Here is a 12,691-nt window from a genome sequence, read left to right on the forward strand (position 1 = left end):
AATAGGTACATAAAATTATTGGAAAGGCTATAAAGAATGTAATACCTTCTAGAAAAGTTAATGTAATTAGGGAGCTTATTGAAATTATACCTAATATTATATATGAGATATTCCTTTTATATGTAATAGTTTCAAATAAATATGTCCCAATTATATTACATATTTGAAATATGAAATATACGTATCCGAAATATGTAATCGAAATGTGTTTATTTTCGTATAATACTTGCCAGTATTGAAAGAAAGGTTGAAGAAATAGAGAAAGAAGTGTAAATAAAATAATTATTTCTGTTAACACTGAATTTCTAGAAAAGTATAATATATCTTTTTTAATATCTTTAAAAGAAAAAGGCTTCTTTTTAATTTTTTTGGTTTGTACTTTTTCTTTTTTGATGGAGAAAATACTTGAAAATATAATACTTAAGAAAAACAGTATAAATGAAATTAGATAAATATTTTGATGTATTCTCTCATAGAATAGGCTTCCAATAATTGCTCCTATACTTGAAGAAATGCTTAACAAATATGAATCCCACACTGAAAACTTTTTAATACTTTTATTTTCTTTATTAATTTGATTGACTAGCTCACTTTCTAAACTACCTGATTTTGCAGCAGTACTTGTACCATATAGAAACCAACTAATCATTAATAGATAAAAATTACCCTCAGATACATATATAATGAAATATGAAATTAAAATCAAGATAATAGAAATGATAAACATTCCTTTTCTTGACCAATAATCACTCATTATACCACTTGGGAATTCTAATAACATTACTGCTATCATATAAACTATTTGTAAAAAAGCTATTTTTTCAAGTGATAATCCTAAATCAATTAGGAGAATTGTTAGAATAGCATGTGGTATAGTTCTACCTAAGTTCCAGAAGAAATTGGAACTTAGGTAGCTAATTGTGTTTTTTTTTAAGTTAATATGTGTGTTGGTTGTCATGAATGTACTCCTGTAATACATTTTCTAGTACAATATTTTGTTCTATTTTTTTAAAAGAAAAGTAGTAATCTAAAAAGTCAACGAATTTATCAGGGAAATATTGTTTAGGTAAATCCGTTTTTAGTTTTTCTAATATTTTTGAAGTTTGTTCAGTTGAAATTATATTATGATCCATATTGAAGGTTTCTAAAAAGTTATTTTTTAACATCATAAGTTCTTCATTTGAAAATTCTTCGACTTTTATAACACTAAATCTTCTTTTAAATGCTTCATCTTTCATTAAAATATCTGATTCTTTTTTAGTAGTAGCACCAATAAATTTGATTTTGTTACTAGAAAGGTAGGGTTTTAGAATATCGGTTATTGACATTCCTCCTAAGGAATTCCCTAAATCTATTAAGGAATGTAGTTCATCAAAAAATAAAATTAATTTTTCTTTGATTGCGAAATCTATTATATCTACTACTCTTTGTTCGAACTGTCCTCTGTATTGACTATCCCCAACTAGTTTGGCTGTTTCAACAACAAACATATTTTGAATTTTATTTCTTTTTGTGAATTGTTCTACTATTGTAGTTTTTCCTGACCCTGGATGGCCAACTAATAAAATATTATTCTTTAGAGTTTTGTTTAATACAATTTTCATTCTTTTTTCTACTGAATCTCTAGGTATATACATTTTTGTGATATTATCTGTTTCTTCAGGATTTATAATATATCCTATATTACTAAGAATTTTTGGTAGTTCTTTTTTCTTCTCTATTTTTCGTTGAATCATAGTAGAGTAAATTCCGTCTTCAGATTTAATAAATTCTAAAAATTTATCTATATTGTTTTCTGATTTTCCATATATTTGTTTTATTTTTAATGATTCTGAATCAGTATTGGAATTTGATAGTTTATTTTTTTTTGTTTGGACAATGAAATATTTTTTGCTTAGATCTTTTTCTGAGATAAGTTCTAATATTTCAGAAAAAGAAGTTTTAGAATTTACAATTTCTTTTAGTTGCATTGATATTCCCTCTCTTCAATTTTCCAGTTATCTGTGTCTATAATGAATCTTTTTTCAAGTATTGATACTGGAGCATAACCAGTTAAAAACTTTAATACTTCTACTGCTGCCATTTTCGAAGCAAGTCCATTAAATGGATCTACTATTGCTGCATAAAAATTCTCATTAATAGTTTCAGTTCTAGGGTCTTCTATAACTAGGCTTGGGGGGAATAATTCAGAATAAGTTTTTGTTTTTCCAGGAATAAATAATGGTCCCATTACAACTTTTGAATGATGGTATGGACCGTAAGCAAACCATGGAATAGATAATTTGTTAGCAGCTTCATCCATTAAATCTTGAATTTTTCCACGTGGAGTGTCTGCGCACAATATAATTAAATCTGCATCTTTATGTTCTTCTAAGAAATCAAAATCGTTGAGTTCGGTAATATATCTTGAATATTTATATACTTCTAGGTTTTTATTGTATTTTTTTAATTTTTTTTCTGCCACGTTAATTTTCATTTCACCAATATCTGATTCATCGTAGAGAACTTGACGAGAAGTATTGCTTAATTCTATTTCATCTTTATCTACAATAACTAGTTTTTCTACACCAATAGAAGCTAAAGATAGAGCAAGATAACTACCTGTTCCGCCTACTCCAATTACAACAATTTTGGAATTTTGAATTTTCTTTTGCATTTCTATAGCTTTGTCTAAGTCAACTCCAGTGATAGATAAAAATGATTTGATTTGTCTGTCATATTTTTGTATATGATAATTTGTGAAGTTTTCTTCTTCTTGTATGCTATTAGTATGTATTTTTAAAATATTATTTTTTTTGGAGAATTCTATTAGTTCATCAAAATTTTTAGAACTTACGTAAAAACTTTGATTAAGTAGGTTATAAGCGTTGTCGTAAGAGGTAGGATTATTAAAAATATTTAAAAGTTCTAGGTATTCATCAATACCTTCACTAATAAGTAAAAAACCTATGTCTGGGGTATTAATTACTAGTCCATCTTCTGTTAAGTAGCATCTTGTTGATCTATTAAGTACATAATTCATTTTTATGTTCCTCCTGATGTTATTATTTTATATATTAGGAGAGAGGGTGTATGAAATTTTACATACACCCTCTCTTATAAACAATTAGTTACCTACATTAATAAAAGCTAAACGATCTTGAATTTTAGTGTTTACTTTAGTTTCAACTTTGATCATTGTTTTCACCTCTTTTTTGCATATAAAATATTTAATATTAGGAATAATAGATTACATTGTTATTACTTCTTAACATTGTGAAATAATAGCAATTAGTTACCTACATTAATAAAAGCTAGACGATCTTGAATTTTAGTGTTTACTTTAGTTTCAACTTTGATCATTGTTTCCACCTCTTTTTCGCATATAAAATATTTAATATTAGGAATAATAGATTACATTGTTATTACTTCTTAACATTGTGAAATAATAACAATTAGTTACCTACATTAATAAAAGCTAGACGATCTTGAATTTTAGTGTTTACTTTAGTTTCAACTTTGATCATTGTTTCCACCCCTTTTTTCGCATTGAAAATACTTAATATTTTAAAAAATTAATATCTTCTAAAGTATCTTAACATAGCAAAAAAACAATTTCAATAGAATTTTCTAAAAAAACCAAATTATGAAAAAGTGCATATTTTTTACAAAATAATAACAATAAAAGCCAATTACTAAGATGTAATTGGCTTTTATTGTTATTATTTTTAATGAATTATATATATTGTATTTTGAGAGATAAAAGAATAATTATTTTAAAAATTTATTTTTATTTTATAGATTTAAGGGTATAGACGATTAAGAAGACGTGGAAAAGGCACTGTTTCTCTTACATGGTCTATACCTGTAATCCATGCTACTGTGCGTTCAAGTCCTAATCCAAAACCACTGTGAGGAACAGATCCGAATTTTCTTAGATCAAGATACCAATCGTAAGCATTATCTTGATCTAAATCGTTATCTTTTATTTTTTGCAATAATTTCTCGTAATCATCTTCACGTTGTGAGCCACCTATAATTTCTCCGTATCCTTCAGGAGCAATTAAATCGGCACATAAAACAAAACGATCATCAGCTGGATCTTCTTTCATATAAAATGGCTTGATTTCTTTTGGCCAATGAGTAATAAAGACTGGTTTTTTAAATGAATTTGCAATGGCTGTTTCGTGTGGTGATCCGAAATCATCGCCAAATTCAATATCATTAAATCCTTGTTCTTTTAACAATTTAATTGCTTCTGTATAACGAATACGAGGGAATGGCGTTTTGATCTCTTTTAGCGTTGAAATATTACGTTCTAGTGTTTCAAGTTCTATTTGGCAATTAGTTATCACAGAATTTATTAGATGTACTATATATTTTTCTTGTATTTCTAGATTCATTTCATGATCTGTAAATGCCATTTCAGGTTCTATCATCCAAAATTCAGTTAAATGTCTGCGGGTTTTAGATTTTTCTGCTCGGAATATTGGTCCAAATGAAAATACTTTTCCAAAGGCCATAGCTGCAGCTTCCATGTATAATTGTCCTGTTTGTGAAAGGTAAGCGTCTTTGTCAAAATATTTAGTCTGAAAAAGTTCTGTTGTACCTTCAGGTGCGCTTCCAGTTAAGATTGGTGAATCAATTTTTATAAATCCTTCTTTATTGAAGAAATTATAAGTAGCACTAATTAGTTCATTTCTAATTTTCATAATGGCATGTTGACGTTTTGATCGTAACCATAGATGACGATTATCCATTAAGAAATCTGTCCCATGATTTTTAGGAGTAATTGGATAATCATTTGCTTCTTGTATAATTTTAAATTCTGTTATTTCCAATTCATATCCAATTTTTGTTCTTCCGTTGTCGTTTTTTACAACTCCTGTAACCCATAAGGATGATTCTTGTGTTAATCCTTTTCCTTTTAAGAATAATTCTTCTCCAACAGATTCTTTGATAATTACCCCTTGCATGAATCCAGTTCCATCACGTAGCTGTAAGAATATAATTTTACCACTTGAACGTTTATTATTAATCCAGCATCCAATAGTAACTTTTTTTTCTTCATACTTATGTAATTGATTAATAGAAATATTAGAGATCGTGGATTTGTTTTCTTGTAATGTAGAGCTCAAATTATTCTCCCCCTTTGTAATTTTATTCTCTCAATATATCAATAAAAAAATTTTAAATCAATTTTTTATTGATAGTGATTGGGTTGTATATAATTCCGCTTTAATGTAGAAAATTGTGGTAAAATAACTTCAATGTAGAAAATTGTAGTAAAATAAAAAAGAGAAACCTTGCGCCAACAAGGTTTCTCTAGTTAAAAGTTCCTGGTCAGGAAATAAATTGTCTATATACATTTTATCATTATTTATTACATTTGTGAATGTGAATTAAATGTATTTGCTTTTCCTGTTCTTGGGAGTAGGGGGAGAACATGAGAAAAATTATAAATATTGATAGCTCAGAACGGAAGGCAAGAATAACTGAAAATAAGGTAGAGGACTTTTTAGAACAAGTTAATATAGGTTTGTCAGCAGAACAACAGCAAGTGTTATTAAAGATTTTACATAGTACCACAGGTGACGATTATTTTATTGGTAAAAAGAAAAAACGAACTGATGGGGTGAAGTTCGTGCAAATGATTACAGAGAATATTGATTATCTGTGCGAAATTGGTTATTTAACTCAACCAGAAAAAGCTTTTTTATTTGAGCTTTCAAGATTTTTAGAGTTTAAATCAAATGTTATTGTTGAAAAGAATGGTGAGGGAATTAAACCAAATGCAGCTTCTCCAAGTTATTTAGCCAAGAAATTAGGAAAAACAAGAACTTCTATTTCTAATATCATGAATGATTTACTTGTTAAAGGAATTTTAGGGGTTGCAGAGACTGGGATAATTACTGAAGATGGAAGACCTTGTTCATCTCGAACTTGGTTTGTTAATCCTAATATATTATGTAATGCACCAAAAGATGATATTGATAGAGCTACACAACAAATTTTTGCAAAATCATTAAGAAATATTCAACTTGAAGGCAGTAAAAAGAAGCATAAACTTCCAATATATTTATTTTAAAAAAAGTGTAATTAGATATTGCACTTTTTTTTGTTTTTGTTCTTGTAAAAATATAGGTGTTAAAAAAAATTAACACAGGTGTTAATTTTTTTTAACACCCCGAACACTTTAACCCCTTGATATTATTGGGTTTAAATATTTTTCTTATCTCACTCTATATATAGTTAAAAGTTCCAATAGATGTTTTATCTTATTTTTTGATACGAAATAAAAAAATATGTAACATTTTATTAGTATAAGAATATTTTTAACTTTTAATCTAATGTAAAATTAATATAGTTTTTATTTATTGTATTAGTAATTTTTAAGGGGCTAACTTTATGAGAAAGTTTATTAATTTAGAACAAGCTGAAAAGAATTCAAGATTGAGAGATATCGAGAACTCAAAGATATTGTCAGACGAAGAACTATACATAGCAAATGAGCTTCAAGCAAAAGCTAGTTTAAGGGGAATGAAATTAGTTCCTGAACGTAAAATAAAAAATAAAGCAAAGTTTGTTCAAATTATTCAACAAAATATCCAATATTTATTTGAAATTGATTATTTAACAAATGCTGAAAAAGTATTTTTATTAGATATTTCAATGTGTGTAGGTTTTTTAAGTAATTGTTTAGTTAATGATATTAATTCAAAAGAACAAATCCCATTAACTCAGCGAGAATTAGCTAAAAAAATTGGAAGACATGAAACTAAAGTTAGTCCGTTAGTTAGGAAGTTAATTGATAAAGGCATTATAGCTCGTTCAGAGAGTGGTGTTGATGATAATAATGTTAGAGCATATGCATTATTTATAAATCCTCACATCATGTTTTCAGGGAATAGAGATGAAGTTAATCCGACACTTAAAGCAATGTTTAGAAAGGTTCCAAAACAACTTAAAAATTTACCTATTAAATTATTTTAAGTCTACTTATTAAAGTAGACTTTTTTTAAAAATTTCGTACTTACCAAAAACGGTAAGTTTACTTACCAAAAACGGTAAGTACGAAAAATCCTGAAACCCTTGATAATACTGGGTATTTTCTACTTTAGTATCTTTGTCCCTTCTTACTCTATATAGAAATAGCTAAAAGTTCCGCAAGGAACAGGTAGTATTTTTAAGCAAACCCAGCTTAAAAATCTCCACCTTTGTTAGAAAAAAGTCGCCTCGTTAATCCTCGGCTAAAGTCGAAGACTTTTCTTTTTTCTAACATCCTTGCGGAACTTTTTTTGGCTCGTTTGCTTCCATCGCCAAGCCGATAAACTCAAAAGTGGGATTTAGGCATATCGGCTTGAGCTATTCATTATACGAGCCAAATCGCTTGATCTAACGTTCCTTAATTAGTTCTTACTCTATTTTTAGATACGCAATACGTGGGGTCTCCCCACCCCCCGGCCAGCCTCTACCTCAAAAGTAGGGGAAAGATCAAAAAAACGCTTACTTATTATAAGTGCTTACTGTGGAAGTGGTTTTTCTCTCTGAGATTCATAGGAGTCGTTGAAATTTAAACGTCTAAATAAATTTGTATTTCGGATTTTAATGTTTTTTGGATCAATCATAGATTGCCAAGGTTGTAAGTTCTTTTTATTTTTTCTAATTTTAGTAATTCTACTTATAACATTGTTTAACTCACGTTCATGATCTTGATTCATCAAAATAAAAGTAAAGCTTGTTATAACTGTTGGGAAGCAAATCCTTAATAAAAATTCAATATGATAAATATCAGAGATTAAGTTATTAATTGTGATATAAGATGTTCCTGGTATTGGGATAATATTTGCTACGATTTGTAAAGATTCTCTTTGATCATTAATAAGTAATTTAAGAGAACAACGTGTAGTGAGGATTTTAAAGAGTTCATCGATAAATGTAATGAGTACATGAAGTTGCGTTTCAGGTGTCTCTTCATTGATGAACCACAATCCTCTATTTTTTTGTTTTGTTTTTATGAGAAAGTCTGTTACAAATTCCATATCAAGATTTTTAGGTGTTTTGTTGTTTGGAAAGTATTCTCCAAAGTAACGTGTATCTTTCTCTTGTATTGGTTGAATTGGGAAAAATGGTTCTGTATGTAATAGATAATAATGCTCGTGAGAGCAAAGTAATGCGATTAATAATGTTGGATCTGTATAGTGTTTATTTAATTCTAGATAGTCTTCCATACGAGTAAAATGGCGGAAGAGTACATTCTCTCCTGGTGCAATTGGTAGCACCTTTTTTTCTTGGCCAAAATAATAGTAAGCTCGATAAGATAAATAAATATATTCCGCACCATAAAAGGATTTAGAACCAATTAAGAGTTTATCTTCTAACTCTTTTAATTTGGCGTAACCAAGTGTTCTAGACTTATTCTTTTTTCCTTTTTGATAGCCAAATAGGTCCAAGAATTGTGATTTTAACATGTAAGGTTGATGGTGAAGCATAAATGTAAATAGATTATGATAATGTTTCATGATGAATAAATGTAATTCATCACTTAATTTTCTCTTATGTGGATCTTCCTGAATGTCATATAAGTTTAAGATATAGGGTGAATTCGTATTATTCATAATTTCATGTACTGTATAAAAAGTAGGTGGAACGATAAATGTTGGTTGTATTGCCATGTTTTCTCCTCCTATAGTTGTTCATATCCGGATAAAAATGTCTTCGCAAATTCTTGTTTTTGTTGAATATCAATCTCCTTATAGTTACGTGTTGTCACTTCTATGGCAATGTAACCGCCATGCGCTTCACTATAGACGGCTCCATCGGGCGTTGGTTGGAATTTTCCTTGTGGATGGGACTCTACTATTCTTTTTTTGAAATCGTCGTATCTGAGGTCTTTCTGGGCCTCAGAATGCAATTGTTTTTCTGTTTTCCATGTTTCTCTTATTTCTTTTGGTAAAGAGATGTATTTTTCAGAGAGACGAATATCATGTTTGGCGTTATTTATACCGGTTTTATATTGATACTCCTTTCCCTCTTTTTTAAACTTTTCTATCCCTTTTTCTCCTAGAACAATTTTTCCTGTACGTTCTTCTAAATATCCGCTATGACAAAGTTTTTTTAGGCGATCTCCTTTGATGTTATATTCTCTTTCCATTTGCTCTCTGGTAGCTGTTCCAGTTTTCCAAAGCATATCCATGCCTTCGATTTCTTTTGTTTTTAGAATTCTTATATGTTTTCGTGGCGCGGCCATAGGAATGCCTCCTGTCTTTGCTATATTTGTGCATTTAATTATTTGGTAATCCATAGCGAAGCTATTTGTTTTCGCTATGAATTGTGTGTAAATGTAGACATGTGGACATTTACACATGATTTGTTTTTATTAAATAAACATGATTAAACAAATGTTTATTTAATTTCATTCAAAAAAGCGAAAGCTGACTTTGAATGAACCAATCTAATAGCGAAAGCTATAGATTGGAGAATACAAAATGTGATGCGAAGCATGACATTTTGATCAAACAAATAAAAATGCCGAATGGCGATTTTATTTGTCTTTTTCTAAGAAGCGTGAGCTGATTTAGAAAAAGACTCTGGACAGATGCGAAGCATTCTGGCCAGGAAGTCCCGCAGGGCAAAATACGCCTGAAGACCATTCACTCGGCTTGCCGAGCTTGTTTTTGATTTAAGCGCAGCGAGAATCAAAAATGAATGCGTCTGACCGCAGGCATGGAAAAGCGTTAGCTTTTATCATGCCAAGGCAGGCGTATTTTGCCCTGCTTGAAGAATGGGGGACACAGGACACCATTCTGATGAGTGGAATGCTCTTGAACTTTCCGATTTTACGCCGTTATGGCGGACAAATCGGGCTCCCCGAAGGGGAGAATATGTACTTGATTCTATGTGGTACCACATAGAATCTGATTTAACTATATTATACAATATAGTTAAATCAGATATGAGAGATTTTGTAATAGGAATACATGGGAGAATAACTAGAGGAGGGTTTATCATTGAGTCCGTAACGTTTATGCCGCGAAAGTCACTTGACCATGAGGGGCACCCTCATGCAAACTCACCAGAGGTGGCCCCAGAAGGGCGGTTTTTGCCCGCTGGGGTTATCTTTGGGAGTTTGAGGGTGTAGAGGCTCGTGGTCAAGTGAACCGTGGAATAAAAAGTGTAGGACGGGACCCCAGAAAAGGGCAAAAACCAGGTGGGAATAGCATGATAAAAGACTTTTACACCTTAGAATCACGTTATTATAAAGAAATTTGGTAGTCTTTAATTAGTCTTTAATTTAACCTCAAACTTAAGGGAGATGTATAGATGAACATTGGTAAACAAATACAATATTTTCGTAAACGGGATAATATGTCTCAAGAGAAGTTAGCAGAAAAAATTCATGTTTCTAGGCAATCTATTTCGAACTGGGAAAATGAAAGGAACTATCCAGATATTCATAATTTACTAATGATGAGTATTCTCTTTAATGTCTCCCTTGATGATTTAGTTAAAGGAGATGTAAAGATCATGAAAGAAGAACTTCAAAAATCAATTTTCTTGAAGTGGAGTTACATCATGTTAGCATTAATGGTTATAATTCCTATTTCTACAGCACCTGTATTTTATTTTTTGGGTTATTATGGTCTTATAATACCTGTGGTACTTGTGATTTTGCTTATGCTTTCATCATCGAAGCTTGAAAACTTGAAAAAAGAGCATAATTTAAAAACGTATCGTCAAATAGTTGATTTTATAGAGGGAAAACCTATAAGTGAAGTAAAGCCGAATATAAAAGACAAATTATTAAAAATAAGTTTGATGCTTGCAAGTGCTTTAATTAGTTATAGTTTGATCTATTTAGGATTGAGTGTATTTGGAAGATAACTTAGAAAACTATTAAAAGTCCTCCCGATTGTTTAACTGGAGGATCTTTAATAGTTTTTTTGTTATACCCACTTATAAGTACATTTGTAAATATACTTGCAAGTGTATTTATAAGTGGATATAGATTCTTTTTTTTAATGTTGGAACAAGCTATGAATACTTATTCATGGTTGGTTAACATAACGTCCTATTATCGGTAGCAACTTTTTTCATAGAATCCTTGTTTTTATAAGGTTTCTTGTCTTTCTGTCTATATATATCTTATACATGATTTTATACATCGTTGATATAGGGGGAATCAGTGGCATCCTCTTTACTTTTTTTTGCATAAAATCTTGTATAAATAAAAAAGATTTTGATGTGGATATCGAGAAGTAATGAGTATTAGTGTTAAAATCGAAATGTATTTCGAAATTAATTCGATTTTAAAATCGGTTGTGATATCAGTTGTGAGTGAATTCCGATTTTGATTAAAATATTGATTTAGTAATGTTTATGAGTGAAAAATGTATTCGGTTTTTAAAGGAGGAATGAAAGTTGGAATTAAAATCGGAAATGTATACACCGAAAATTGTTGCGGATCGTTTAGGGATGACTCCGGATTTATTAAAAGTATGGTCAAATGAATTTAACATACAAACGGAACGAAGCCCAGGTGGGCATCGTAGGTATACTAAGGAAAATATAGAAGAATTAACAGCAATTAAAGAAAAAATACAGTTACAAAAGTGGTCTTATGATCAGGTTCGGGCATGGCGGAATGGGGAACTTGATTTATTTGTTTCAAAAGAAGAAAAATCGGAATTAGAAAAGAAATTGGATGAAGTTTTAGAAAATCAGCAATTACAAAATCAATTCAATCAAGTGCTTGTTCAAAAATTACAGGAAATTACGGATGAATTAGTTACGACAAAAGAGCATTTGGTTAATACAGAGAAAAAATTAGTGGAAGTTGAAAGTAAAAATAGTGAATTAGAAGTTTTTATAGAGGAGAAGTTAGAAAAAAGAGATCAATTATTGCTTGAAAATATTAGAGATATGCAAAAGCAAAATCAGAAACAAAAACGGAAAGGTTTTTTCAGTTTGTTTAAAAATTAAATGTAGTTGCTGTTCTTTATAAGGTTCTAATGTCGGAAAAAGAAGAATAGAAATATAGCATACATAGAATAAGGGAATGCAGTATAAATCAGTCTACAAGCATTCCCTTGTTATTATTATGTTATATGTTTTAAGAGTTAAAAAATGGGGATTGAAAGATGTGAAAATATTTTTATATCAGTGTAGTTATGATAAGTAAAAAGTGTATTTTATTGTTTTTTTTGTAAGAGAAAAGATGAAAGATTATTGACGTTTAGTTTATTTTTTATTTTTATAGATTAGCAACGACATAATCTTTAAATTGATATATAATGTTTATGGTTATCTTTTTCTTCAGTTATGTAAAAAGGAACAACTTGTATAGCTAATCAGCTATTAAAAGTTGTTCCTTTTTGTGTATGATGTCGATTAAAAAAAAGAGATTTCTCTCATTAATTATTATATCATATTATAAAGAATAATTATATATTGGATGTCTTTGTATTTTTTTGTTTTATGGGCATTTTTTTTGTATTTAATATTAGTATTGAGATTGATAATACTGAAAAAGCTAAGAATAGGGAGTTATACATAGTTTCTATTGAAAAATATTTTAAAATAACAGATATTATTAGTAATACAATTATTGATGAAATATTCATCATTGTTCCAATTAATGAATTTAGGGTGCTAATACTATCTTCTGGGCTATTTTCTCTTAATTCTACTAGTAGGTATTGATAGTAAATAT

Annotated in this window: 11 protein-coding genes; 4 read left to right on the forward strand and 7 right to left on the reverse strand. The window is 29.4% G+C overall.

Translation table 11 applies throughout. From position 1 onward, the window contains the following. The 4 genes from QCI81_RS26895 to asnS form a co-directional block, all read right to left on the reverse strand. A partial coding sequence (locus QCI81_RS26895; RefSeq protein ID WP_353810947.1) for an MFS transporter occupies positions 1-958 on the reverse strand: 958 nt, incomplete at its 3' end. Continuing rightward, entirely contained in the window at positions 936-1,970 is a 1,035-nt protein-coding gene (locus QCI81_RS26900; RefSeq protein ID WP_353810948.1) for an AAA family ATPase, read from the reverse strand. The genes QCI81_RS26895 and QCI81_RS26900, both read right to left, overlap by 23 nt. Next, positions 1,961-3,022, reverse strand: coding sequence for a ThiF family adenylyltransferase (locus QCI81_RS26905; protein ID WP_353810949.1), 1,062 nt, complete (start codon positions 3,020-3,022; stop codon positions 1,961-1,963). Before QCI81_RS26905 ends, QCI81_RS26900 begins: the two co-directional genes overlap by 10 nt. Before the next feature lie 760 nt (positions 3,023-3,782). Continuing rightward, a complete protein-coding gene (gene asnS, locus QCI81_RS26910) occupies positions 3,783-5,084 on the reverse strand; it encodes an asparagine--tRNA ligase (protein WP_353810956.1) in 1,302 nt (433 codons plus the stop codon). Positions 5,085-5,425: 341 nt separating this feature from the next. On the opposite strand from asnS, the gene QCI81_RS26915 reads away from it, so the two are divergent. After that, positions 5,426-6,067: a MarR family transcriptional regulator gene (locus QCI81_RS26915; protein WP_353810950.1), complete on the forward strand. Its 642-nt coding sequence runs from the start codon at positions 5,426-5,428 to the stop codon at positions 6,065-6,067. A 320-nt stretch (positions 6,068-6,387) separates the two neighbouring features. After that, the gene (locus QCI81_RS26920) at positions 6,388-6,972 is read left to right on the forward strand and encodes a MarR family transcriptional regulator (protein WP_353810951.1); all 585 of its coding nucleotides are present in this window, start codon (positions 6,388-6,390) and stop codon (positions 6,970-6,972) included. A 530-nt stretch (positions 6,973-7,502) separates the two neighbouring features. On the opposite strand, the gene QCI81_RS26925 is transcribed toward QCI81_RS26920, so the two are convergent. Together QCI81_RS26925 and QCI81_RS26930 are read right to left on the reverse strand one after the other, a co-directional pair. Continuing rightward, positions 7,503-8,654, reverse strand: a complete 1,152-nt coding sequence (locus QCI81_RS26925) for a hypothetical protein (protein WP_353810952.1) — start codon at positions 8,652-8,654, stop codon at positions 7,503-7,505. Positions 8,655-8,665: 11 nt separating this feature from the next. After that, entirely contained in the window at positions 8,666-9,229 is a 564-nt protein-coding gene (locus tag QCI81_RS26930) for a hypothetical protein (RefSeq protein WP_098312954.1), read from the reverse strand. 1,073 nt (positions 9,230-10,302) lie between these two features. On the opposite strand from QCI81_RS26930, the gene QCI81_RS26935 reads away from it, so the two are divergent. Beyond that, complete coding sequence (locus QCI81_RS26935) at positions 10,303-10,863, forward strand: helix-turn-helix domain-containing protein (protein ID WP_353810953.1); 561 nt, start codon at positions 10,303-10,305, stop codon at positions 10,861-10,863. A gap of 537 nt (positions 10,864-11,400) precedes the next feature. Continuing rightward, the gene (locus QCI81_RS26940; protein WP_353810954.1) at positions 11,401-11,961 is read left to right on the forward strand and encodes a MerR family transcriptional regulator; all 561 of its coding nucleotides are present in this window, start codon (positions 11,401-11,403) and stop codon (positions 11,959-11,961) included. 461 nt (positions 11,962-12,422) lie between these two features. On the opposite strand, the gene QCI81_RS26945 is transcribed toward QCI81_RS26940, so the two are convergent. Next, a partial coding sequence (locus QCI81_RS26945; protein ID WP_353810955.1) for a hypothetical protein occupies positions 12,423-12,691 on the reverse strand: 269 nt, incomplete at its 5' end.

Source organism: Bacillus cereus group sp. MG20 (assembly GCF_040459885.1).
In the GTDB taxonomy this organism is placed as follows: Bacteria; Bacillota; Bacilli; order Bacillales; family Bacillaceae_G; genus Bacillus_A; species Bacillus_A cereus.